This is a genomic window from Streptosporangium sp. OZ121 (assembly GCF_051918885.1).
Lineage (GTDB): Bacteria > Actinomycetota > Actinomycetes > Streptosporangiales > Streptosporangiaceae > Streptosporangium.
Window position 1 is genome coordinate 197,068 of record NZ_JBPXMC010000009.1, and the last position, 24,270, is coordinate 221,337.

The window sequence follows — 24,270 nt, forward strand, 5'->3', positions numbered from 1 at the left end:
AGACCACGGCCTCGATCGCGAACTCCTTGTACACGGTGAGCTTCTCCCTCTGGGTGCTGCCTGACATGAAAACGACGATGCGCAGCATATGCGTATCGGCAGGCGTTCCCGTACCCGGGTCGGGGCCGGCCGGCGGCTTTCTCCGGCCCGGCCTCCGCCGGTTCCTAGCGGCTCAGATAGTGGAAGCTCGGTTTCCGGTGCATCAGGAAGTCGTGGTGGGAGATGTTCCAGGCGTAGGCGCCCGCCATCGTGAACTCCACCAGGTCGCCGGGCTTGAGCGCGATGGGGACCCGGCGGGCCAGGGTGTCCTTGGGAGTGCAGAGCTGGCCGACGATCGTGATCGGCTCACCGGCCTCCGTCATGACCAGGGGCTGGTCGTGGCCCTTGGTGGCGGGGGTGCGGATGTGGTGGGTCCCGCCCGCCACGATCGCGAACAGCTCGCCGTGGACCCGTTTGACGTCGATGACGCGCGTCACGTACCTCCCGCAGTAGACGGTCAGCGAGCGTCCCGGTTCGATCCGGAGCGTCTCCCCTGGACGGCGGAGGGCGGCCAGGCCCGAGCCGTAGGCCGTCCAGTCGAAGCGGTCGTCGGGGTCGGCGTAGGAGACGGCCATGCCGCCGCCGAGGTTGATCTCGGTCGCCCCCAGCGTCCGCGCGTAGTCCAGGACGGCCGCCGCCAGCTCCAGCATCCGGGGCGCGTCGAGCCCGCTGGCCAGGTGCGCGTGGATCCCGCGCAGCCGTACGGCACTCTGGGCCTCCAGCAGGGCGACGCATTCGGCGATCCCCGCGGGGTCCATCCCGAACGGGGTGGCGCCGCCGCCCATCGCCAGCGAGGCCCCCGCGATCGGGACGTCCAGGTTGACCCGCAGCAGCACGTCCGCCGGGCGGCCGGACGCGAGCAGGCGGCGCAGCTCGCCGGGGCTCTCGACGTGCAGGCGGGTCACGTCGCCGAACAGCTCGGCGTCCGTCTTGCCCGGCCCGCCCAGCGCGATCGGCGCGTGCGGGAAGTGTTCCCGCACGTGCGCGAGCTCGCCCCCCGAGGCGACCTCGAAGCCGTCGACGTGCGGGGCGAGCGTCCGCATCAGCTCCGGGTCGGGATTGGCCTTCACCGCGTAGTACAGCTCGACGTCTCCCAGCGCGGCGCGGATGTCCCTGACGTGGGCGGCGAGCTCGACCAGGTCGTAGACGTATGCGGGCAGCGGCCCGGCCAGGAACGACTCCGAGGTCTGCGGCTGCGCCGCGACGGTGGCTGTCACTGCGTTATCTCCGATCATGGCGGTACGGGACGCCGGACGGGCGGGAACCGGGTCTCGACGATCAGGTGGCGCGTGGGCGTGACGGCGGCCGCGACCGCGGTCCCCTCCTCGTCCACGATCTGATCCGTGTGGTGGACATCCAACACGCTTCGTCCTGGCGGTTCATCGATACGGTGCCGTGTCGGGGAAAGTCGAGGGCACGGGGAGTACGCCGCCGCCCGTCGGTGCGCGGCCATCCGGGGCGAAGGCCGCGAACGCGGCGAGGCGCGTTTCCACCGCGACGTGCCCGGCCTGCCCGAGATGGCTCAGAGCCCGGAGCCGCCGGTGGCGTCGAGGGTGGTCCCGGTGACCCAGCGGGCGTCGTCGGAGACCACGAAGGCGACGACGTCGGCGATGTCCTCCGGGGCGCCGACCCTCGCGAGGGCGGACTGCCCGGCCGCGAAGCGCTCGGCCTCGGGGTCGCCGCGCAGCCAGCCCGCGTTCATGTCGGTGTCGGTGATGCCCGGCGAGACCGAGTTCACCGTGATCCCGCGCGAACCGAGTTCCTTGGCCAGCGTCCGGTTCAGCGCCTCCATCGCCCCCTTGGTCGCGACGTAGGCGGGACTCTGGGGGAAGGCGATCCTGGTCACGCCGGAGCTGATGGTGACGACGCGCCCGCCGTCGCGCAGGAGGGGCAGCGCCCGCTGGATGATGAAGAACGGCGCCCTGACGTTGACGGCGAACATCCTGTCGTACGCCTCGGGCGTGACCTCCGAGATGCCGCCGGGGACGATGATCCCCGCGTTGTTGACGAGGATGTCGAGCCCGTCCACCTCCTTTTCCAGGGCGGTGAAGAGCGTCTCCACATCCCCCGCCACGCCGAGTTCCGCCCGGACGGGGAACGCCTCTCCCCCGGCCTCGGTGATCGCCGTCACGACCTCCCCGGCCGCCGCCTCGTCCCTGGCGTAGTGGACGGCCACCCGGACCTCCTCGCGCCCGAGCCGCAGGGCGACCGCCCTGCCGATCCCCCTGCTCGCACCCGTCACCAGCGCGGTTCTCACATCGCCTCCCAGGTTTTATAGCGATCGCTACAAAATCGAACCGTAGCAGGGTTTTGTAGCGTTCGCTATACAATGCTCCGGTGAGCAGGAAGCGAGCCTTCGACCGCGACACCGTGCTGGAGATAGCGCTGCTGGAGTTCTGGCGGCACGGCTACGAGGCCACCTCCATCGCCTCCCTCACCGCCGCGATGGGCATCCGCCCGCCCAGCCTGTACGCCGCCTTCGGCGACAAGCGGCACCTGTTCGAGGAGGTCGTCGAGCGCTACAGGAGGTACGACTTCTCCTCGCGGGCGCTGGCCGAGGAGCCGACCGCGCGGGCGGCGATCTCCAGGATGCTGCGCGAGGCGGCGGCCAGCTACACCGACCCCGGGCACCCGCCGGGCTGCCTGATCTTCAGCGCGGCGGTCAACGTCGGCCCGGAGTCGGCCGACGTGCGGGAGGCGATGCGCGGGATCAGGGAGGCCGCCAAGGCCGCGATCACGGCGCGCATCGCCTCGGACGTGGCGGCGGGCCTGCTCCCCGAGGGCACCGACCCCGGAGCTCTCGCCCTGTTCTACGCGGCCACGATCCAGGGCATGTCCGCCCAGGCCCGCGACGGCGCGACCCGGCGGGATCTGGAACGGATCGCCGGACTCGCGATGCTCGCCTGGCCGGGGGAACGGGAGGGCACTCCCGACGAGCACCCTCCCGCCCGGCGAGACGCTCCGGACGGGCACCCGGGACGCGGCCGGGGATGATCCCCGGGCAGGTCACCCGCTCTTGGCCGAGGTGTCCTCCGGGGCCGCGTCGGGGACGGAGGAGCGGAGCCAGCGGGTGCCGTACGGCTCCAGCGTGAACTTCACCCGGCCGTCGGAGGGCAGGTCCATGGTGCCGTCCACCAGCAGGTCGACCAGCGTCTCGCAGCCGTCGAGCTTTTCGAGCACGAGATCCACCTTCGCCTCGCGGTCGGCGAAGTTGTGGACGGCGACCACGGTGCCGCCCTCGGCGTCGGCCCGGTGGGCCAGCACGGCCACGTCACCGGCGTCCAGGATCTCGTACGCGCCCCAGGCCAGTTCGGGCGACTCCCGGTAGCGCTCGACCAGGAGCTTGATCCAGCTGAGCAGCGAGTCGGGGTCGCGACGCTGGTCGGCGACGTTGACGTTGCGCGGGCCGAACTTGCCGGTGGGCGAGGTGACCTTGGTCTTCGGATCGGGCGAGAAGCCGCCTCCGGCCGACCACTGCATCGGGACCCGGACCGCCATCCGGCCCTCGGCCTTCAGGTTCTCGCCGAGACCGATCTCCTCGCCGTAGAAGAGCACCGGGGTGCCCGGCAGGGAGAACAGCACGCTGTAGGCCAGCTTGAGCCGCCGCAGGTCGCCGCCGAGCATCGGGGGGAGGCGGCGGCGCAGGCCCCGGTCGTACACCTGCATGTTCTTCTCCGGGCCGAAGGCGTCGAAGACCTCGTGCTTCTGCGCCTCGGTGAGCTTGTCCAGGGTCAGCTCGTCGTGGTTGCGGACGAACATCGCCCACTGGGAGTCGTCGGGCGGTTCCGGCCGGTCGCGCAGGGCCTCGGCGAGGGCCTCCGGGTTCTGGCGGGCCATCGACAGGTGGAAGCGCTGCATGGCGATGAAGTCGAAGCACATGGTGACCTCGTCGCCGTTGTCCGCGTCGCCGAAGTACTTCATCAGGTCCGGGTAGGGCAGGTTGACCTCGCCCAGCAGGATCGAGGTGCCGTCGCGGCGGTTCATGAAGGCGCGCAGGTCGGCGAGGAACTCGTGCGGGTCGCCGCCGATGCCCTCGATCAGGAACGGCACCGCGTCCACCCGGAAGCCCGACAGACCGAGTTCCATCCAGAAGCCGAGGATGCGCGCGATCTCGTCGCGGACCTGCGGATTCGCCGTGTTCAGGTCGGGCTGGAACTTGTAGAAGCTGTGGTAGTAGTACTGGCCGGTCTTCTTGTCCAGCTCCCAGAGGCTGTCCTCCTTGTCGGGGAAGACGATCGCCTTGGGGTCGACGGGTCCCGGCTCGTCCTGCCAGACGTACCAGTCGCGCTTGGGAGAGTCGCGGCTGGAGCGGGCCTCCTTGAACCAGGGGTGCTCGTCGGAGGTGTGGTTGACCACCAGGTCGGCGATCACCCGCATGCCGCGGTCCCTGGCGGTGCGCATGAACTCCACGAAGTCGCCAAGGGTGCCCAGCCGGGGGTCGACCGAGTAGAAGTCGCTGATGTCGTAGCCGTCGTCGCGGCTGGGGCTGGGAAAGAACGGCATCAGCCAGATACAGGTCACCCCGAGCCGGTCCAGGTGGTCGATCTGCTGGGTGAGGCCCCGGAAGTCACCGATGCCGTCACCGTTCCCGTCCTTGTAGGTCTCGACGTCCAGGCAGTAGACGACGGCGTTCTTCCACCACAGATCAGCCGTATAGGTGAGTCGCATGCGTGCGCACTACCCTCCCTTGACGTTTTTATGAGACAACACCGACATTGGGCCGGCGCCGGAGAGGTCGGCGAGCCCCCGGCGCGTTACGGTGGACGGGACGGCCAGGAGGAGATCATGCGACAGCTGAGGCGCGGCGCGCCCTTCGGCTGGCTGCTGGCCCTGCTGCTGCCGTTGCTCGTCTCCGGCGGGTTGAGCGGGGGCGGCGCCACCGTCCTCCTGCGGCACGCCACCGTCACCCAGTCCTCCGGCGAGCACCAGCGGCTCTCTCGCCCGGCCTCCGACGGCGGGCACAGGAACGCCCTCGTCACCGGCCTCTCCGCCACCGGGATCGGCCTGGGGGGCGGGGGCGGCCATCCGCTCGCGACCCCGCCGGCGGACCTGCGGCACCTCTCCCTCGCCACCGGCCCGGACTCGCGCCCGGCCCGCGACGACGACACCCGCCCGCTCGCGGCCCTGCTCGTCAGGCCGGGGCGCGCGCCGCCCGCCTCCACCGCCGGCTGAACCGTCCCGGAGCCGCTCCGGGCCTTCGCCGTACCGGAAAACGCCTTTCCCGTACCGGAAGGCCGCCGTACGCGAAGCATGCCGGCGTCCTGGAAAGACCGGCCCCTCCGGCATCCCCGAGGACAGTTCCCCAGCCTGTGGAGGCTCCCATGTCGCGTGCCCCGGTGGTACGCGCGGTGGCGGCGTTCGCCGTCATCGCCACCTCGCTGTTCATCGCCCTGACCATGTCGCCGCGCCTCGGCCTCGATCTGCGCGGCGGCACCCAGCTCGTACTGGAGACCAGGGACTCACCGACCGTCAAGGCCGACGCCGCGGCCACCGACCGCACCCTCGAGGTGCTCCGCCGCCGGGCCGACGGCCTGGGCGTGGCGGACGCGCCGCTGGCCCGTTCGGGCGAGCGGCGCATCATCGTGGAACTGCCCGGCGTGCAGGATCCGACCAAGGCCGCCGAGGTCATCGGCAAGACCGCGCAGCTCACCTTCCACCCGGTCCTCGGCGTCCCCGACCCGGCGGCCGGCACCAAACCGGGGAAGGGCGAACAGATCCTGCCCGACGAGAGTGGCGGCGCGCTGCACATCGGACCGGCCGCCCTCACCGGTGACGGCGTCAGCGGCGCCGAGGCGGGGATCGACGCCCAGCAGGGCAGCGGCTGGTTCGTCACCGTCGACTTCCGCGACAGCGGCCGGGCGGAGTGGGCCGAGCTGACCGGCCAGGCCGCCTGCAACCCGGCGGGCGACCCCAAACGGCGGGTCGCCATCGTGCTCGACTCCAAGGTGATCGTCTCCCCCCAGGTGAACGAGGACGTGGCCTGCGACGTCGGCCTGCCTGGCGGCTCCACCCAGATCACCGGCACCTTCACCGCGGAGGAGGCCGCCGACCTGGCCCTGCTGATCAAGGGCGGCTCGCTGCCGGTGCCCGTCGAGATCATCGAGCAGCGGACCGTCGGCCCGACGCTCGGCGCCGCCGCGATCACGGCCAGCGCCCAGGCCGCGGTGATCGGCATCGCGCTCACCGCGCTGTTCATCGTCGTGACCTACCGGCTGGTGGGCCTCATCGCCGCCTTCGCCCTGGCCTGCTACGCGCTGATCTCGTACGCGGCGCTGGTGGGACTCGGCGCCACGCTCACCCTGCCGGGACTGGCCGGCTTCGTCCTGGCGATCGGCATGGCGGTCGACGCCAACGTGCTGGTCTTCGAACGGGCGCGGGAGGAGTACGCGGCGGAGCCGGGGTTGCGGGGCGCGCTGGAGAAGGGCTTCCGCAACGCGTGGAGCGCGGTGGCCGACTCCAACATCACCACGCTGCTCGCCGCCGGACTGCTGTTCTTCCTGGCGTCCGGACCGGTACGCGGCTTCGGCGTCACGCTGAGCATCGGTGTGATCGCCTCGCTGATCACCGCGATGGTCATCACGCGCGTCCTCGCCCAGTGGGCGGTGAGCCTCCAGGCCGTCTCCTCGCGGCCCAGGCTGACCGGCCTGTCCGGCATCGGGCGCGTCCGCACCTGGCTGAACGCGCACAAGCCCGACCTGATGGGCCGCCGCGCGGTGTATTTCCTGGTCACCTGCGTGCTGGTGGCCGCGTCCGTGGCAGGGGTCGCGGTGCGGGGACTCGACTTCGGCGTGGAGTTCACCGGAGGCAGGCTCGTGGAGTACTCCACGAGCACCCCGATGACCGCCGACGCCGCCCGCGAGCTCGTCAGCGACGCCGGGTTCCCCAACGCGGTGGTGCAGTCCTCCGGCGAGGACATCTCCGTACGGGCCGGTCAGATCAGTCCCGCCGAAGTGGTGCGGATCGAGAGCGCGCTGGAGAGCGGGGGCGCGTCGGTCACCAAGCAGCGCGACGAGCTCATCGGGCCGAGCCTCGGGGACGAGCTGCGCCGCAACGCGCTGATCGCGCTGGGGGTCGCGCTCGCCGCGCAGCTCGCCTATCTCGCCTTCCGGTTCCGCTGGACCTTCGGGCTGGCGACGGTGCTGGCCCTGGTGGCCGACGCGGCGATCGTGATCGGCGCGTTCGCGTGGCTGGGCAAGCCGGTGGACGGGGTGTTCCTGGCCGCGATGCTCACCGTGATCGGCTACTCCGTCAACGACAAGGTCGTGGTCTTCGACCGGGTCCGCGAGCTGTGGGGTGCGCGGCCGAAGGCCCCGTTCGCCGAGGTGACGAACACCGCGATCCTGCAGACCGTCCCCCGTACGGTCAACACCGGCCTGGGCGCGCTGTTCATCCTGGCCGCGCTGGCGGTGCTCGGCGGTGACTCGCTGACCGACTTCGCGGTGGCGCTGCTGATCGGGATCGTCGTCGGCACGCTCTCCTCCGCGCTGGTCGCGGCGCCGCTCGCGATCGAGCTGGAGCGGCGCAGGCCCACCGCGCCGCCCCGGCCCAAGCGGAGGGGACCGGCCCCGGCCCGCCAGGGCTCGGGCGCGGTGATCTGACCGCCTCCGCCTTTCCTACTAACCCTACAAATGATGGGTGAATTTATACACAAAACTATTGCCATCTGGGACTAAAGGCAGAACTCCTCGGCTGGCAAGGGTCCTCGACAGGGGCACAACACTGTTGCGAGATCTTCGGCCGTTGAAGCAGGACGGTCACGAAAACGGGGAGAAAGCATGAGCCACGCGGTCAAGATGAGCCCTCAGATGCAGAAGAGCATCGATGCGTGCATGGAGAGCCACAGCCGTTGCGAGCAGACCATGACCTACTGCCTCATGCAGGGGGGCCGGCACGCCGACATGGCGATGATGGGCCCGCTCATGGACTGCGCCGACATGACCCGCATGTGCGCGGACATGATGATGCGCCAGTCGCCGATGGCGATGGAGATGGCCGCGATGTGCGCGAAGGTGGCGAGCAAGTGCGCCGAGGCGTGCATGTCCATGGGCGACGACTCCATGATGAAGGAGTGCGCCAACGCGTGCCGGATGTGCGTCGAGGCCTGCCAGGCCATGGTCGGCGCGCGAGCCTGAACGACCGTCCGGCCGGTCTTCGCAAGGCCGTCCGCGTCGGCAGAGGGATGACGTGGACGGGACGCGGGGCGACATGGCGGAACAGAAGGTGAAAGAGGGTGGAAGGGGCGCCGCCGATCGGATCGGCGGCGCCCCCGCCATGACCGGAACAACCCCCGCCATGACCGGAACAACAGGAATCCTCCGCTTTCAGCAGGAGACCGCGCCTCGAATCCCGCTAGTGTGCTTGGCGTCTGATTTCCCTGCTGCCGAAGGCGGATGCAATCGTGGCGGACGACTACGCGACGACTTTCAAGATCGTTGATGTTGACGGTGACGGCCTCATCTCGATCCCCGAGCTGACGAGGCTCATGGAGGTGCTCGGCCAGCCGATCACCCCGGAGGCGGCCGCGGCGGCCGTCGCCAGGATCGACCAGGACGGCGACGGCCTCATCTCCCTGGAGGAGTTCGCCGGATACCTCGCCCAGACCCGGGCGGGCTGACCCTCCGGCCCCGATCCGGACACCTCAGACCGGACCGGCCAGACCCTCCGGCCCCGATCCGGACCTCAGACCGGGCCGGCCCGACCCTCCGGCCTCGAGCCGGGCGCCCCAGACCGGGCCGGCCGGGCCGGCCGGACCCGAGCCGGACACCAGGTCCCGGACCGGCCGGCCTCGCCACCGACCTGGTGGCATGTTGACGCGCCATTGACCGCACAATAACTTTGGGTAGTCATATGAGCGCACAGCGTAGCGAAGGCTCGGATCGACGTGCGAACACCGATGTTCCCGAACGGTCGTCGCACGCCGATCCCTTTCAGAAGGCGATCTCGCGTCTCGCGCGTGAGGTCGTCCGGTCGCCACGATCCGCGCTTCCGCTCGCTTCCCGTCACGTCCCGGCCGGAAGGCGATCCGGCGTCTTTCGCCTGACCGCCTCGGGGGCCGACCTGCTCGGGAGGCCTCACAGAGGAAGAGGGCAGATAATGAGGAGCGCATCCAGCGGCCGCGCCGGGAGCGCGCCGCGTGACTCGCGTGGTGCCCGGCATCCGGTGACCGTCATGGCCGAGCAGATGACCGACGTCTTCCTCGACCTCGGTTACCGTGTCGCCGAGGGGCCAGAGGTCGAGGCCGAGTGGTTCAGCTTCGACGCCCTCAACATGGACGACCGCCACCCCTCCCGCGCCCCCGAACGCACCTTCTACGTCGAGCACCCCTCGGCCCCCGGCCGGAGGTCGGGTCTCGTGCTGCGCACGCACACCTCACCGGTGCAGGTGAGGGCGATGCTCGGCACGCCCCCTCCCCTGCGGGTGGTCTGCACGGGCCGCGCCTACCGTCCCGACCCGGCCGACGCCACCCACAGCCCGGTGTTCCACCAGGTCGAGGGCCTCGCCGTCGACCTGGGCCTCACCATGGTCGACCTGAAGAAGACCCTCGACCACTTCGCCACCTCCGTGTTCGGCAGCGGCACGGCGACCCGGCTTCGCACCCACCGCTCCGCCTACACCGACCCGTCGGCGGAGGTGGACGTGGAGTGCGCGGTCTGCCGTGGCACCGGCGCGGAGGACCGCGCCGCGGTCCCTCGGGAAGGCGCCGCCGGAGACGCTCCCGCGGACCCGTGCGGGACCTGCGGCGGCGAGGGATGGATCGAGTGGGGCGGGTGCGGCATGGTCCATCCCCGGGTGCTGGCGGCCTGCGGTGTCGATCCGCACAGGTACGGCGCCTTCGCCTTCGGCATGGGCGTCGAGCGAACGCTGATGCTGCGGCACGGGCTGAAGGACATGCGCGACGTCGTCGACGGCGACGTCCGCTTCCCCCTCGGGATGGACGAGTTCGCCCCCGGCAGACCGCGGCCCAGGCCCCTTCCCCGGGCCACGCCCCCGACGCGAGCCGTGCCGGCCGCGCGGGCCGTGCCCGACATGGAGACCATCCCGCTGGCGCGCGGCCACGGTGCCAGGGCCGCGCGAAGACGGGAGGCCGGTGGAGGGCTCACCCGGTCACAGAACCTGCGGCGGCGGATCGGGCACGCGCTGGCGGGAGCGGGATACGTCGAGACGCCGTGTTTTCCCTTCGTCTGCGACGCCGCGTGGGACGCCTTCGGCCTGGCGCCCGACGACCCGCGCCGCGCCGCGCTGACGCTCACGAACCCGATCAGCCCGCGCGAGCCGTCACTCCGCACCACGCTTCTCCCCGGGCTGCTGGCCGCGCTGGGTCTCAACCTCACCCGGGGAAACCCCGCCCCGGCGCTCTTCGAGCAGGGGACGGTCTTCGTGCCGCCCGCGAGCGGCGGCCTCCCGCCCGTCCCTCGGGCGGACCGCCGCCCCACCGACGACCAGCTCGACGCGCTGAACACCGCCATCCCCGCCCAGCCCCGCCACCTCGCAGCCGCCCTGACCGGCGAGTCGTCATGGGCCCGCGCGGTCGACGCCGCGCGTACGGCGGCGCACATCATGGGGGCCGGACTGGTCACCCGGCCCACCGAGTACGCACCCTGGCTGCCTGGACGCTGCCTGGAACTGCTCGTCGGAGGGGCCGTGCTGGGCCACGCGGGCGAGCTGCGCGCCGGTACGGTTCAGGCGCTGGGCCTGCCCCCGAGGACGAGCGCCATGGAGATCGACCTCACCGCGATGGAGCACCTCACCGACCTCGGGAGCAGGTGACTCCCGAGGCGGCCCGCCGGCGGGGGGCGTCAGACGGTCGTGAGATAGATCTGGCCGAAGACCTCGGAGAGCTTCTTGAGGTCGGTGGTCATGTCCGTCTCGGGACTGGCCGGGTTGTAGACGCCGGCCAGGCGGCGCTGGATCGGGAGGAGCTTCTTCAGCTGGTCCCAGGCGATCAGCCGGTTCACCGCGCCCTGGGCGTTCTGGACGCTGGTCCACACGTTCACCTGCTGGGCGCCGCCGTCCTTGACGGGCGCCGACAGCCGGGAGGCGATCTTGGCGTCGGTCACCTGGCCGACGAGCCCGGTCTCCTCGGCGGCGATCTGGGCCAGGACGTCCCACGAACGGGCGCGGACCTGGATCCACTGGTTGAGGTGGGCCTGCTCTGCGTTGATCTTCCAGGCGTCGTAGCCGCCGTACAGCAGGCCGCTGTCCAGGGAGAGCTGGTCGACGCGGCCCGCGATCAGGGGAGATTCGATCTTCTCGGGAGCGAGCAGCGGGTACCGCTTGCGCATCTCGGCCTTGCAGGTGTCGTTCGCGCCGCAGGCGAGCTCGGGCACCACCGTGTGGATGCCCAGCCGCTTGCCGGGCGCGGCCTGGCGGAGGGCGTCGGAGGCCGCGGTGACGAACGCGGTGATCTCCGCGTCGGTCTTGAACGTGGTGTTGTAGCCCAGCTGGGAGGTGAACCGGATGCCCGCCACCTCCGGGCGCGCGGCCAGCGCGCCGATGCGCTTGACGGCGGCGGTGAAGGTCTCGGTGCCGGCCTTCCAGTCGTCGGCCAGTTCGGTGTCGATCCAGACCCTCAGCTGTACGGCCTTCGCCGCGGTGATCGCCTGGCCGGCGGGAGTCTGCGCCGCGGCGGCGGCCGCGGGGTCCTGAGCGCCCGTGGGGGTGGGGGTCGGCGCCGGGGTGGAGGTGCCGGTCTGCTCGTCCCCGGCGACCGTGCCGTCGCCGCCCTCGCCGTGCCCGTCGACCGCGCACTGCTGGCCGGCCTCGCAGTCGGGCGCGCCGCCGTCTCCGGCCCCTTCGGGGAAGGGCGAGTTCTCGTCGCCCTCGGAGCCGCCGCCGGGTGCCTCCGGGCAGACCGATCCGGCGGCCGAGCAGTCGAGGAACTTGCCGTCGCTCGGGGTGGCCTCCTTGAGGTGGGCCCCGTCGTCGGCACCCCAGAACAGCGCGACGCCGAGGGCCTCCTCCGGCTTGGCCAGCCAGTGGCACACGACGTAGGCCGGGGTGTCGGCTCCCAGCAGGTCGTTACAGCTGCGGGGATCGTCCTGCGAGTATGCGGCCCCGGGCGTCATGACACCGACGAGCGCGAGCGTGGCGCCCATGGCGAGAGCCCGGCGCAGAGTAAGTCGCATGTCCTGAACTCCCCGAAAGCTGGTCAAAACGATCGATCCGCACTTTACCCAGATCACGAGGGGCTCGACAGCCCCGGTCAAGGAATCATCAGCATTCCGATATCTCCGCTATCTCCGCTATCTCCGCCGTCTCCCGCCGGATCCGTACCGGCCATCGCCCTTCACACCGCCGCCGTGCCGCGGTGAACCCGCCCGGCTCGGGCGGCGGATCCTACTCGGGTGAGGACGCCGGGGCATTGCGGCTAGCGGTAATACCGGAGGCCCCGCTGGCATGAAGGACCAAACGGAGGCTGCCAGCGCAGACGACGGGCGGCAAAAACGACATCATGATGTGGTGAACAACTGTCCAGAGGCGGGAGGGCTCCCCCCGGCCGTCGAACCGCCGACGAGAAACCCCATCGCCGTCGACGGGAGCGCACCGATCAACACATCTCGAAACGGATCCTCATGTCACCGCACACCAAGGATCTGAGCAACGGGTTCCACGGCCTTCCCAGGGCGGACGAGATCATGCATCTCGCCCTGGCCACCGGCAACCTGCTGAAACGGCTGGAGAGCGCCAGAAGCCGGGTCGACCAGTCGCTGATCCAGCAGCGGCGATTCGTGTCCGACGCCTCCCACGAGCTGTTCACCCCGATCGCCGGGCTCAGAACGCTCCTGGAAGAGGCACGGCTGCACCCCGACGAGACGGATCTGGACGAGCTCCTGGCAGACGCGCTGGAGGGCGTCGACCGGCTCCAGAAGATCGTCGCCGACCTGCTGGTGCTGGCGAAGGTGGGGGCGCACACGCCTGACGCGTTCGTCAACGTGGATCTGGGAGAGATGGTCCGCGCCGCGATCTCGCGGCGCGAGAACGGTGTCCCCGTACGGCTTCGCCTCGCCCCCGGGGTGCGGGCGAACGTCATCGACGCCGAGATCACCCGCCTCCTCGCCAATCTGCTGGACAACGCCCAGCGCCACGCCAGGCACGCGGTGCTGGTCGAGGTGTGCCGGAACGGCCGGTACGGCGAGCTGTCCGTCACCGACGACGGTGACGGCATCGCCGCCGCCGACCGGGAGAGGGTCTTCGAGCGGTTCACCCGGCTGGACACCGCCCGCTGCCGGAACCGAGGGGGCACCGGGCTCGGCCTCACGATCGCCCGTGACATCGCCGAGTCCCACCGAGGGACCATCGACGTGGAGGACTCCAGCACCGGTGGCGCGCGGTTCGTCCTCCGCCTCCCCCTCGCCGTCCATGAGCTGCCAGAACATTCCTGATATCGCCGATATCAGGGGTGATCAGCCGAAACCGTCTCGATCGGTGTCATCACTATCGGTATCACCACGGAGAGCGACGTCCCCTCCTCCGCGGAGCTCGCGACCCGCAGCCTGCCGCCGAGCGTCTCGACGCGGTCCCTGAGCCCGATGAGCCCCGACCCCTTGCCGTAGTCGGCTCCTCCGCACCCGTCGTCGCGGATCGAGAGCCGGACGGCCGCTCCGGCCATGCCCAGGGTGACGTGCACCACGGAGGCGTTCGCGTGCTTCGCCACGTTGGTCAGCGCTTCCGCGGCCGTGTAGTAGAGGGCCACCTCGACGTGCTCCGGCAGAGGCGGGACGGACTCCAGTTCGAGTTCGATGGGAAGGGCGGAGCGGCGTGCGAGCGCCTTCAGCGCGGGCACGAGCCCGCCCTTCGAGAGGATCGCCGGGTGGATGCCCCGTGAGAGCTCCTGCAGATCGTTCACGACCCCGTTCAGTCCCTGGACCGCCCGGGACAGCTGTTCCCTGAGTTCGGTCATCGGCGGCGGCAGGCCGTCTTCCACCGCGCGTAGCTCCAGCCCGAGCGAGACCAGGCGCTGCTGGGCTCCGTCGTGCAGGTCGCGCTCGATGCGCCGGCGGGTCTCGTCGGCCGCGGCGACGACGCGGGCGCGGGAGGAGGCGAGATCGGCACGGGCCTGGGCGTTGGAGATGGCGGTCGCGACCAGCTCGGTGAAGTCCATGATGCGTTCCTCCGCCCCCTCGAACCTCGGCTTCCGGGCGCTGGAGAAGACGAGCATCACGCCCCACAGGCTTCCGTCGACGATGATGGGAGAACCGACGGTGGAGGTGACTCCCATCTTCCGGACCCATGTCGCGATCTTTCCGCCGCTCTGTCCGTAGCTCCCTCTTCGCGTCAGGCGCCCGGTCTTCAGCACGGTGGCCGAGACGCTCACCTCGTTGAGCGGCCACCGTGAGCCGAGGGGCAGCACCTTCTCCGTGCCGTCCTGCCAGCTCCACGAGCCCAGCACCGTCACGTGGCCGGGGTCGTAGCGGTTGATCGCCACGTGATCCGCCTTCATGAGGGAGCCCATCTCGAAGGCGACCGCGTTGAACAGCTCCGCCGAGGAGATACCCCGCGCCACGAGGGTCGCGACCCGCCGCAACGCCGCCTGCTCCTGCGCGATCCGGTGGATCTCGTCACGGCTCGACGCCAGGACCGTCTCGGTGTTCTCGCGATCACGGGCCGCCCTCAGCAGCGCCTCCAGGGACGGCACCATCCGCTCACGCAGACGCCTCCGTACGGGTTCGGGCACGCCGGCGGGCAGGACCAGCGTGCCGACCCTGACGCCGTTCTCCACGAGCGGCAGCGCCTCTCCGTGCTCTTCCTCGGAGAGCTCCTCGAGCCGGATCTCCAGGTTCGGTGCCTCCATGGCCCGTGCCAGCAGACGCGAGGCCGGTGGCAGCGCGGCTTTCAGGTCCTTCGTGCGCAACAGGACGTGGGCCAGTTGCGCGGTGAGATCCACCTCGTGCCGGCGGTTCTCCGCCTCGATGTTCAGCGAGCGCACCAGCGCCGCGATCGAGCTGATCGCGAACCCCACGATAAGGAAGATCGGGATCGGGGTCCACAGCCCGCGCGTCCCGTACGAGAAGCTCCACTCCGGCGGGAGGTTGAAGTAGTTGAAGGCGACGGCGCTGCCCGCCAGGGTCGCCAGTCCCAGGCCCAGCCCCCACTGGATCGAGATCAGCAGAACACCGAGCAGATAGATCCCTCCGAGGAAGTCGCCCGGCGTCACGCGCTCCAGGAAAAGGGACAGCACGGCTTCCGCCGCGATACACAGAGCGCCGCAGATGATCCCCAACCAAAGGGGCGGCCGCTTTGTGCGCAGCAATAACGACAAAAGCCGTTCGCGCATGGAGACTAAGATACTCGCATGTCAGGAAAGGGTTTGACGGCTGTTTCCCGACCGCTCTCCGCACGTACGGCCGCCCGAACCTCCGAGATGTAATTCTTTTAACTCCGCGTGACCATTTGTTTAACCGAAATTCGGAGAGAAGTGCGTGACGAAAGGGCTGGAGCTGTGGGTGCGCACCGGATACGAATAGCGCTGGCGGACGACGACGTGCTTTTTCGCGAGGGAGTCGCGAGCCTCATGTCGCGGTCGGGCTTCGAGGTCGTCGGCCAGGCCGGGGACGCGGCGGAGATCCTCGCCCTCGTCCGGCTGCACCGGCCCCATCTCGTCATTCTCGACATCCGGATGCCCCCGTCCCACTCCAACGAGGGCATCGAGGCGGCGCGGGTGATCCGCGAGGAGTTCCCGGAGACGGGGATCCTGCTGCTGTCGGCGCACATCGAGGTGGAGGAGGCGATGGAACTGCTCGCCACCGGGGACCGGGTCGGCTACCTGCTCAAGAGCCGGGTGACCGGGGTGGACGACTTCATGGAGACGCTTGAGCGCATCGTCCAGGGCGGCTCGGTCGTCGACCCGAGTCTCGTACGGGAGCTCATCAGGACCCACCGCAGGGGCGACCCGCTGGGACTCCTCACCGCGCGCGAGCAGGAGGTCCTGGCCCTGATGGCCGAGGGACGCTCCAACTCCGGCATAGCGCACAAACTCTGGATCACCGAGGGCACGGTCGAGAAGCACGTGCACAGCATCCTGTCCAGGATGCGGATACCGGGGACGGAGGACGACCATCGCCGCGTCCTCGCCGTGCTGACCTTCCTCGACGCCCGCTGAGAGACCCGCCGGGCCTGCCGGGGGTGGCGCGAGGACGGTGACGATGGCCGGGACACGTCTCCGGCCCGGCGGGCGTTCCGGGGCGGCGCGCGATAATCGGGACATGCTTCCAGCCCAGCGGGCGTCCTAGATGCCGGCCGAATCCTCGCAGACCCTGCAGCGCGGCCTGCGACTGCTGCGCCTGCTCGCCGACGGGCGGCGGGGCCGCACCCCCACGGAGCTGGCGGCGGAGCTGGAGCTGAGCCGCCCCGCGGTGTACCGGCTGCTCACCACCCTCCAGAGCGAGGGCTTCGTCCGCCGGGACGGCGACGGGCGGGTCCACCTGGGCTTCGGGGTCCTCGTCCTGGCCCGAGCCGTGCAGCCGCTGCTGCGGGAGGGCGCCCTGCCCACCCTGCGCAGGCTGGCGGAGGAGGTCGGGGCGACCGCGCACCTGACGGTGGCCGAGGGCGACGACGGCCTGGCCGTGGCGGTGGTCGAACCCTCCTGGACGAACATGCACGTCGCCTACCGCGAGGGCTCCCGCCACCCGCTGGAACGGGGCGCCGCCGGGCTGGCCATCCTCGCCCTTCGCGCGGGCCGTACCGGCTATCTGGTCTCCGAGGGCCAGCTCCAGGAGGGGGCCAGAGGCGTCGCCGCCCCCGTGCCCGGCCTTCCCTGGCTGGAGGCTTCGGTGGGCGTGGTCACCTTCACCGCGCTCGACCCGGACGCCGTGGGCCCCCGGGTCGCCGCGGCCGCGGCGGAGCTGTCCGGCTCGCTGGCCTGACGACTCCTTCATCGTTAACCACTAAATAACCAGACAAATCCGCCCAAGGGCGGCGTAGAACCGGCAAGATGGCAATCTGAAGATCTTCACTCTCCGGCGCCAGAGAAAGAGCACCCCGTGCCCGACGAGCCTTCCCCGCACGCTCCCACTCCGATCGACTCCAGCGTGGCCCACTCCGCCCGGATCTGGAACTACTGGCTCGGCGGCAAGGACAACTACGCCGTCGACCGTGAAATCGGCGACCAGTTCGTCGGGATTTTTCCGGACATCGTGGATATTGCCCGCTCGTCCAGGGCGTTCCTCTCCCGCGCTGTCCGGTACATGGCCGGCGAGGGCGGGATCCGCCAGTTCCTCGACGTCGGCACCGGGCTGCCCACCGTCGACAACACCCACCAGGTCGCCCAGCAGGTGGCACCGGACGCGCGCGTCGTCTACGTCGACAACGACCCCATGGTGCTGACGCACGCCCGCGCCCTGCTGACCGGTACCCCCGAGGGCGCGACCGAGTACATCGACTCCGACGTGCGCGACCCCGACGCGATCCTGGAGGCCGCCAGGGCCACCCTGGACTTCGACAAGCCCGTCGGGCTCATGCTGATGAACATCCTGGGTCACCTCACCGACATCGACGAGGGACGGACGATCACGCGCCGGCTGCTGGCCGCCCTGCCCTCCGGCAGCTACCTGGCGGTCGCCGACGGCACCAACGTGATCCGCGGCGCGGAGTTCGAGAAGGCCATCGCCATCTGGAACGAGGCCGGCTCGGTCCCGTACACCCTCCGCAGCCCGGAACAGATCGCGAGCTACTTCGAGGGCCTGGAGCTGGTGGAACCCGGCGTGGTCTCGTGCCCGCTCTGGCGTCCCGGGCCGTCGATCGTCGGCGGCAACCGCGAGGTGGACGAGTTCTGCGCCGTGGGCCGCAAGCCCTGACCGTGGGCGCCGGCGCGGCACCCCCGCGCCGGGCTCCGATGGACCCGCCGGTAGGGTGAACGCTGGTGCGCCGGGAAGTCTGGTCGGCAATGTCCGACTCGATCCCGGAAGTGGAGCGCCCATGAGCGATACCTCAACCAGCACGCCTCGCCTGTTCAGCCGGGGGTCGTGGGCCGAGACCCGCCGCATCGCGGACATACTGCGCGGGGAGACCGTCGGCGGAGCGCTGCTGCTGGTCGGCGCGGTGGCGGCGATGATCTGGGCGAACTCCCCGTGGTCGGACGCCTACGAGGGGTTGCGCGCAGTCAAGATCGGGCCCGCGGCCCTGCACCTGGACCTGACCCTCGCGGCCTGGGCCGCCGACGGGCTGCTGGCGATCTTCTTCTTCGTGGCCGGGCTGGAGCTCAAACGCGAGTTCGTCGCCGGTGACCTGCGCCAGGCGCGGCGGGCCGCGGTGCCGATCGCGGCCGCGTTCGGCGGCGTGATCATCCCGGCCGCGCTGTACCTGCTCTTCACCCTCTCCAGCGGCGCCGCCGGCGCGGCGCGGGGCTGGGCGATCCCGACGGCCACCGACATCGCGTTCGCGCTGGCCGTGCTCGCGGTCATCGGCCGGTACCTGCCCGCGGCGCTGCGCACCTTCCTGCTCACCCTGGCCGTGGTCGACGACCTGCTGGCCATCGTCATCATCGCGGTCTTCTACACCGAGCACCTGTCGTGGCTGCCACTGCTGGGCACGCTGGTGCCACTGGCGATCTTCGCCCTGCTGGTGCAGCGCCGGGTGCGCGCCTGGTGGCTGCTGCTGCCGCTGGCCGCCGCGACCTGGGCGCTGATGCACGCCTCGGGCGTGCACGCCACCGTCGCCGGGGTGCTGCTGGCCTTCACGGTGCCGGTCGTCCGCAGCGAGCGGGCCGGCGGCCCCGACGCCGGGCCCGGCCTGGCCGAGCACTTCGAGCACCGCCTGCGGCCGATCTCGGCCGGGGTGGCCGTGCCGGTGTTCGCGTTCCTGTCGGCCGGAGTGGCCCTCGGCGGGGTGAGCGGCCTGGCCACCGCCCTGGCCGACCCGATCGCGGTGGGCATCGTCATCGGGCTCGTGGTCGGCAAGCCTGTCGGGATCATGGTCGCGACCTGGCTGGTGGCCCGCTTCACCCGCGCCGACCTGGACGAGAACCTGAGCTGGGTGGATGTGGGCGGGCTGTCGGTGCTGGCCGGTATCGGGTTCACCGTCTCCCTGCTCATCGGGGAACTGGCCTTCGGGGCCGGCAGCGAGAGCGACGCCCACGTCAAGGTGGCGGTCCTGGCGGGTTCCCTGATCGCGGCCCTGGCCGCGGCGCTCGTCCTCCGGCTGCGCAATCGCGTCTACCGGCGCATCCACGAGGCCGAGACCGCCGACCACGACAGCGACGGCATCCCCGACGTCTACCAGGCACGTCCCTGAGCGCACTCGGCGGAGCGCGGTTCCAGGAGCTCCGGACGGTTGCCGTGGGAGTGGTCGCCTCCGGTCTCAGGGGGCGGGAAGGGGTTCGGTGAACACCCGACAAAAGCGGCGCGGAAAATGTCGGGCGGCCGGGACCGGTGCCGCCGCACGATGGGGGCATGGACGACACGACCTTGGTATCCCGCTTCCTCCGCGACGGCTTCGTGAAGCTGGAGGGCGCCGTCGCGCCGCGCGTGGCCGCGGACTGCGCGCGGCTGCTGTGGCGGGAGACGGGCTGCGACCCGGACGATCCGGCGACGTGGACGCGGCCCGTGCACTGGGTGGCCGGCATGGCGCAGGGGCCGTTCGCCGCCGCCCCCAACTCCCCGTTCCTGCAGCACGCGTACGACCTGCTCGTCGGCGCGGGACGCTGGGAGCCGCGCTACTCGCTGGGCTCGTTCCCGCTGCGTTTCCCGCACGAGGAGGAGCCGGACGACGCGGGCTGGCACATCGAGGGGAGCTATCTGCCGGAGGGCGAGAGCTGGTACTTCACGAATCTGCGCTCCCGGGGCCGGGCGCTGCTGATGCTCTTCCTGTTCAGCGAGGTCGGTGAGGAGGACGCCCCGACCCGGATCCGGGTCGGCTCACACCTCGACGTGCCGAAGGTCCTGGAGAAGTACGGGGAGGACGGGGCGAGCGGGCTGGTCCTCGCGCCCGATCTGGTGGCGGCCTCCGACCACCGGCCACTCGCCCTCGCCACCGGCTCCCCGGGCGACGTCTTCCTGTGCCATCCGTTCCTGGTGCACGCGGCGCAACCGCACCATGGGGTGCGGCCGCGCTTCATGGCCCAGCCGCCGCTGATGCCGGCCGCGCCGTACGAGCTGGAGCGGGCCGACGGCGCGTACTCACCCGTGGAGATCGCGATCCGTCGGGGCCTGGGACAGGACACCCCCGGTCCGGACGGGGACGGCACCGGCCACGGCGCCGGGTAGGCGCGCTCCGTCCGTTCCCCGAACCGGGCGGAGAACCCGGTACCCGGGCAGCGGCACGTCCGGCGGCGCCGCGCCGTCCGTTTTCGTACGACCGGGTCAGGCGCGCCGAGAACCGGCGGCCACCGGACGACGTTTGACATCTCCCCGCCCCTGACAGATGGTTGTTCGTATAAAGGACGTATGCGTCCGATAAACGGACAGAGCTGGGAGAAGCGGATGCCGTACTACCGGGTCGTGGGGGAGATCCCCCGCAAGCGGCACGTGCAGTTCCGGCGGCCCGACGGCGGGCTGTACGCCGAGGAGCTGATGGGCGAGGAGGGGTTCTCCAGCGACTCGTCGCTGCTCTACCACCGTCACCTCCCCACGGCGATCCTCAAGGCCGAGGCCGTCGAGCCCGACGCGTCGAGAGGGCTTCTCACCCCCAACGTGCCCCTCTCCCCCCGCCACCTGCGCACCCAGGACCTGCCGGACGGAGGCGACCTGGTCACCGGGCGCGGGCTGCTCGCCGGAAACGCCGACGTCCGCATGTCGTACGCCGCGGGCGAGGCCCCCAGCGGCCTCTACCGCAACTCCATGGGCGACGAGTGCGTCTACATCGCGAGCGGACAGGTCAGGTTCGAGTCGACGTACGGGGTGATCGAGGCCGGGGAGGGCGACTACGTGGTCGTCCCGACGGGGACGATCCACCGGTGGGTGCCGCGGGGCCGCGTCACGGCCTTCACCATCGAGGCGGCGGGCCACATCCGGCCGCCCAAGCGCTACCTGTCCACGTACGGCCAGTTCCTGGAGCACGCCCCCTACTCCGAGCGCGACCTGCGCACCCCGCAGGAGCCCCTGATCGCCGAGGGCGAGGAGGTGCCGGTCCTGGTCCGCACGCGCGGCGGGCTCACCCGGCTGGTCTACCGCGACCACCCGTTCGACGTGGTCGGCTGGGACGGCTGCCTCTACCCGTACGCGTTCAACATCAACGACTTCGAGCCGATCGTGAAGCGCACCCACGCCCCGCCGCCGGTGCACCAGACCTTCGAGGGTCCCAACTTCGTGATCTGCTCGTTCTGCCCCCGGCCGCTCGACTTCCACCCGGACGCGATCCCGATCCCGTACAACCACCACAACGTCGACTCCGACGAGCTGATGTTCTACGCGGGGGGCGACTACACCGCGCGCAGGGGCTCGGGCATCGACGTCGGCTCGGTCTCGCTGCACCCGGCGGGGTTCACCCACGGCCCGCAGCCGGGCGCCGTCGAGGCCGTCATCGAGGCGGTGCGGCAGGGCCACACGCGGACGAGCGAGCTGGCCGTGATGGTCGACACCTTCCGCCCCCTCGACCTGGGCCCGGCGGGGTTGTCCGTGGAGGACCCCGCGTACGCGTGGACATGGGCCCGTTGACGGGTCACGGGCCCGCTGCGAACGCGGGCCCGCCACGGGGTAGGGACAGGGCCATGAGCGCACACGCGAGCACGGGGACGGGCGCGAAGGTGAACGACGTGGCGACGGGAACGGCGGTGCTCTTCCGGGGGCTCGTCGACGACGCCGGGCTGTTCCCGCCGACCGGGCTGCCGATGGCCGAGGCCCTGGAGCGGCACAGGAGCGACCTGGCGGGCGACGACCCGGTGCTCACCCACCGGTTCCTCTGCCCTGCCGGGCGCCTGGCGGAGCTTCGCGACCACCTGACCTTCCCGATCCGGCTCGGCCTGATCCTGGACACCCCCGGCGTCCCGCCCCTTGAGCCCCTTGAGTCCCTTGAGTCCATCGCCGTCGAGCTCGTCGAGGTGCGTCAGGCGCCGGGCGAGACCCCGGGGGCAGTGGCGGAGCGGCTGGCCGGACGGCTGCCCGGCGGCGCCCGGCTGTTCGTGGAGGTGTCCCCGGGCGACCTCGCCTCCCTGCCGCGCGACGCCACGGGCCCCGGCCTGAAGTTCCGCTGCGGCGGGCTGACCGCCGGGGCCTTTCCCCGCGCCGCGGACCTGGGCGCCCTCATCGCGCACTGCGCGAGGCACGGCGTGCCGTTCAAGGCGACCGCGGGGCTGCACAACGCGGTCCGTCACTTCGATCCCGAACTGGGCGTGGACCGGCACGGCTTCCTCAACCTGGTCCTCGCGGTCTGCGCGGCCGTGGAGGACCGCGATCCGGTGCCGGTGCTGAAGCTGACCGACGTCGGCGAGCTGGTACGGCTGGCGCAGGCCGTGCCCGACGACACCGCGGCGCGGGCCAGGGAGCTGCTGGTGTCGTACGGGTCGTGCGACACGCACACCCCGATCGAGGACCTGGCGGCCCTGTGCCTGATCGACCGGCGCCCGCCAGCCCCCGCGACCCCCGGTACAGAAGGCACAGAAGAGGAGAGCGTGTGATGTCTTGGGGCCTGGAGAACCTGCCCTACGGAGTCTTCTCCCGCCACGAGGGGGAGACCCCTCGCGTCGGCGTCCGATACGGCGACCACGTGGTCGACCTGGCCGGGGCCCTGCACGACGAGGTGTTCGCCACCGGCTCGCTCAACGCCTTCATGTCCAGGGGCCCGGCCGCGTGGCGCGCCACCCGGGCCCTGATCCAGAACAAGCTGAGCACCGACCGGGCGGTGATGGGGCCGCACCTCGTCCCGCTCGACCAGGTCACGCTGCACCTGCCGGTCGAGGTGGCCGACTACGTCGACTTCTACTGCTCGCTGGAGCACGCCTCCAACCTGGGCCGGATGTTCCGCCCCGACGAGGAGCCGCTCAAGCCGAACTGGCGGCACCTGCCGGTCGGCTACCACGGCAGGGCGGGGACGGTCGTCGCGTCCGGCACCCCGGTCACCCGGCCGTGCGGGCAGCGCGGCGCGGGGGTCTTCGGCCCGTCCGCCAAGCTGGACATCGAGGCGGAGCTGGGATTCGTCGTCGGCGCGCCCACGGCCCTCGGCGACCGGGCCGGGCGGTTCGAGGACCACGTGTTCGGCGTGACCCTGGTCAACGACTGGAGCGCCCGCGACATCCAGGCGTGGGAGTACGTCCCGCTGGGCCCGTTCCTCGGCAAGTCCTTCGCCACCTCGGTGTCGCCGTGGATCACCCCGCTCGCGGCCCTGTCGGAGGCGCGGATCGAGGGCAGGCCGCAGGACCCGGAGCCGCTCGGCTACCTGCGCCGCGAGGAGCCGTGGGGGCTCGACCTGCGGCTGGAGGTCTCGGTGAACGGGGAGATCGTCTCCCGTCCCCCGTACCGGGACATGTACTGGACGCCCGACCAGATGCTCGCCCACATGACCGTCAACGGCGCCGCCCTGCGCACCGGCGACCTCTACGCCAGCGGCACGGTCTCCGGCTCCGAACCGGGCGAGCGCGGCTCGCTGATCGAACTGACCTGGAACGGGACCGAGCCGCTGAAGCTGCCCGACGGCTCGGCCAGGACCTTCCTGGAGGACGGGGACACCGTCACGATCACCGCGACCGCCCCCGGACCCGGTGGAACCGTGATCACCCTGGGGGAGGTGTCGGGAACGATCGAGCCCGCGCGGTAGCCCCGGCGCCGGACGGCAGAGCCGGGCCTGTCGGCGATGCGGTGAAGGACATACGGTGGGAAAGGAACCTCCCAGACGTCCGGCGCGTTGTACAGGCAGGAGGGCCGGAGCATGGAGTACTGGGTCATCTGGTTGATCTTGGCGGTGGCGCTGGGAGTCGCCGAGATATTCACCCTGACCACCGCTCTCGGCCTGCTCGGGGGCGCCGCCCTCATCACCTCCGTCGCCGCCGTGCTGGGGCTGCCGGTCCCGCTCCAGCTCGTGGTGTTCATCGCCTCCCTGGCCGCCGGAGTGACCGTGGTCCGGCCCATCGCCAGACGCCATCTCACCAGCCTGCAACCCCGCAGCCAGCGCTTCGGGATCCAGGCGATCGTCGGCAAGTCCGCCTACGTCCTGCGCGAGGTGACCGGCAGGGGCGGCCTGGTGCGGATCGGCGGCGAGGAGTGGTCCGCCAGGGCCTACGACGAGACCCTGGTGATACCCGCCGGGGCGACCGTCGACGTCATCGAGATCGAGGGCGCGACCGCGCTCGTGTATCCACGGGAGTGA

General features: G+C 71.1%; 22 protein-coding genes. 16 read left to right on the plus strand and 6 right to left on the minus strand.

The window, feature by feature from the left end; translation table 11 throughout:
* Positions 1 to 164 precede the first annotated feature (164 nt).
* The 3 genes from ACTOQ1_RS18980 to ACTOQ1_RS18990 form a co-directional block, all read right to left on the minus strand.
* Positions 165 to 1,256 carry an alanine racemase gene (locus ACTOQ1_RS18980; RefSeq protein ID WP_440068842.1) on the minus strand — a complete coding sequence of 364 codons (1,092 nt, stop codon included), beginning with the start codon at positions 1,254 to 1,256 and terminating at the stop codon, positions 165 to 167.
* 14 nt (positions 1,257 to 1,270) lie between these two features.
* Positions 1,271 to 1,402 (minus strand): hypothetical protein, encoded by a 132-nt coding sequence (locus ACTOQ1_RS18985; RefSeq protein WP_440068843.1) that lies wholly within the window; start codon positions 1,400 to 1,402, stop codon positions 1,271 to 1,273.
* A gap of 159 nt (positions 1,403 to 1,561) precedes the next feature.
* Entirely contained in the window at positions 1,562 to 2,296 is a 735-nt protein-coding gene (locus ACTOQ1_RS18990; protein ID WP_440068844.1) for an SDR family oxidoreductase, read from the minus strand.
* Between the two features lie 80 nt (positions 2,297 to 2,376).
* Between ACTOQ1_RS18990 and ACTOQ1_RS18995 the strand changes: the two genes are divergently transcribed.
* Entirely contained in the window at positions 2,377 to 3,033 is a 657-nt protein-coding gene (locus tag ACTOQ1_RS18995) for a TetR/AcrR family transcriptional regulator (RefSeq protein ID WP_440068846.1), read from the plus strand.
* Between the two features lie 12 nt (positions 3,034 to 3,045).
* On the opposite strand, the gene ACTOQ1_RS19000 is transcribed toward ACTOQ1_RS18995, so the two are convergent.
* Positions 3,046 to 4,707 carry an alpha-amylase family protein gene (locus ACTOQ1_RS19000; protein ID WP_440068848.1) on the minus strand — a complete coding sequence of 554 codons (1,662 nt, stop codon included), beginning with the start codon at positions 4,705 to 4,707 and terminating at the stop codon, positions 3,046 to 3,048.
* A gap of 117 nt (positions 4,708 to 4,824) precedes the next feature.
* Between ACTOQ1_RS19000 and ACTOQ1_RS19005 the strand changes: the two genes are divergently transcribed.
* From ACTOQ1_RS19005 to ACTOQ1_RS19025, 5 genes are all read left to right on the plus strand, one after another.
* Positions 4,825 to 5,211 carry a hypothetical protein gene (locus tag ACTOQ1_RS19005; protein ID WP_440068849.1) on the plus strand — a complete coding sequence of 129 codons (387 nt, stop codon included), beginning with the start codon at positions 4,825 to 4,827 and terminating at the stop codon, positions 5,209 to 5,211.
* Positions 5,212 to 5,360: 149 nt separating this feature from the next.
* Positions 5,361 to 7,637, plus strand: a complete 2,277-nt coding sequence (gene secD / locus ACTOQ1_RS19010) for a protein translocase subunit SecD (protein WP_440068851.1) — start codon at positions 5,361 to 5,363, stop codon at positions 7,635 to 7,637.
* A gap of 177 nt (positions 7,638 to 7,814) precedes the next feature.
* The gene (locus ACTOQ1_RS19015) at positions 7,815 to 8,171 is read left to right on the plus strand and encodes a four-helix bundle copper-binding protein (protein WP_440068853.1); all 357 of its coding nucleotides are present in this window, start codon (positions 7,815 to 7,817) and stop codon (positions 8,169 to 8,171) included.
* Positions 8,172 to 8,437: 266 nt separating this feature from the next.
* Positions 8,438 to 8,653: an EF-hand domain-containing protein gene (locus ACTOQ1_RS19020; protein WP_350969734.1), complete on the plus strand. Its 216-nt coding sequence runs from the start codon at positions 8,438 to 8,440 to the stop codon at positions 8,651 to 8,653.
* Between the two features lie 479 nt (positions 8,654 to 9,132).
* A complete protein-coding gene (locus ACTOQ1_RS19025; RefSeq protein WP_440068854.1) occupies positions 9,133 to 10,806 on the plus strand; it encodes a tRNA ligase subunit PheS family protein in 1,674 nt (557 codons plus the stop codon).
* Between the two features lie 29 nt (positions 10,807 to 10,835).
* On the opposite strand, the gene ACTOQ1_RS19030 is transcribed toward ACTOQ1_RS19025, so the two are convergent.
* Positions 10,836 to 12,164, minus strand: coding sequence for a hypothetical protein (locus tag ACTOQ1_RS19030; RefSeq protein ID WP_440068856.1), 1,329 nt, complete (start codon positions 12,162 to 12,164; stop codon positions 10,836 to 10,838).
* A 447-nt stretch (positions 12,165 to 12,611) separates the two neighbouring features.
* Between ACTOQ1_RS19030 and ACTOQ1_RS19035 the strand changes: the two genes are divergently transcribed.
* Complete coding sequence (locus ACTOQ1_RS19035) at positions 12,612 to 13,421, plus strand: sensor histidine kinase (RefSeq protein ID WP_440068858.1); 810 nt, start codon at positions 12,612 to 12,614, stop codon at positions 13,419 to 13,421.
* Between the two features lie 11 nt (positions 13,422 to 13,432).
* Here the strand turns inward: ACTOQ1_RS19035 and ACTOQ1_RS19040 are convergent, their stop codons facing one another.
* On the minus strand, positions 13,433 to 15,313 hold the full coding sequence (locus ACTOQ1_RS19040) for a sensor histidine kinase (RefSeq protein WP_440068860.1): 1,881 nt from the start codon (positions 15,311 to 15,313) through the stop codon (positions 13,433 to 13,435).
* A gap of 165 nt (positions 15,314 to 15,478) precedes the next feature.
* On the opposite strand from ACTOQ1_RS19040, the gene ACTOQ1_RS19045 reads away from it, so the two are divergent.
* The 9 genes from ACTOQ1_RS19045 to ACTOQ1_RS19085 all read left to right on the plus strand — a co-directional run bounded on the left by ACTOQ1_RS19045 (position 15,479) and on the right by ACTOQ1_RS19085 (position 24,270).
* The gene (locus ACTOQ1_RS19045; RefSeq protein ID WP_440068862.1) at positions 15,479 to 16,138 is read left to right on the plus strand and encodes a response regulator; all 660 of its coding nucleotides are present in this window, start codon (positions 15,479 to 15,481) and stop codon (positions 16,136 to 16,138) included.
* 130 nt (positions 16,139 to 16,268) lie between these two features.
* A complete protein-coding gene (locus ACTOQ1_RS19050) occupies positions 16,269 to 16,901 on the plus strand; it encodes an IclR family transcriptional regulator (protein WP_440068864.1) in 633 nt (210 codons plus the stop codon).
* Between the two features lie 117 nt (positions 16,902 to 17,018).
* The gene (locus ACTOQ1_RS19055) at positions 17,019 to 17,831 is read left to right on the plus strand and encodes an SAM-dependent methyltransferase (RefSeq protein ID WP_440068866.1); all 813 of its coding nucleotides are present in this window, start codon (positions 17,019 to 17,021) and stop codon (positions 17,829 to 17,831) included.
* 121 nt (positions 17,832 to 17,952) lie between these two features.
* Positions 17,953 to 19,266: a Na+/H+ antiporter NhaA gene (gene nhaA / locus ACTOQ1_RS19060; RefSeq protein WP_440068868.1), complete on the plus strand. Its 1,314-nt coding sequence runs from the start codon at positions 17,953 to 17,955 to the stop codon at positions 19,264 to 19,266.
* A gap of 158 nt (positions 19,267 to 19,424) precedes the next feature.
* A complete protein-coding gene (locus tag ACTOQ1_RS19065) occupies positions 19,425 to 20,237 on the plus strand; it encodes a phytanoyl-CoA dioxygenase family protein (protein WP_440068870.1) in 813 nt (270 codons plus the stop codon).
* A 216-nt stretch (positions 20,238 to 20,453) separates the two neighbouring features.
* Entirely contained in the window at positions 20,454 to 21,626 is a 1,173-nt protein-coding gene (locus ACTOQ1_RS19070) for a homogentisate 1,2-dioxygenase (RefSeq protein WP_440068972.1), read from the plus strand.
* A 53-nt stretch (positions 21,627 to 21,679) separates the two neighbouring features.
* A complete protein-coding gene (locus ACTOQ1_RS19075) occupies positions 21,680 to 22,585 on the plus strand; it encodes a hypothetical protein (RefSeq protein WP_440068872.1) in 906 nt (301 codons plus the stop codon).
* Positions 22,585 to 23,721 carry a fumarylacetoacetase gene (gene fahA, locus ACTOQ1_RS19080; protein ID WP_440068874.1) on the plus strand — a complete coding sequence of 379 codons (1,137 nt, stop codon included), beginning with the start codon at positions 22,585 to 22,587 and terminating at the stop codon, positions 23,719 to 23,721. Before ACTOQ1_RS19075 ends, fahA begins: the two co-directional genes overlap by 1 nt.
* A gap of 111 nt (positions 23,722 to 23,832) precedes the next feature.
* Entirely contained in the window at positions 23,833 to 24,270 is a 438-nt protein-coding gene (locus ACTOQ1_RS19085) for an NfeD family protein (protein WP_440068876.1), read from the plus strand.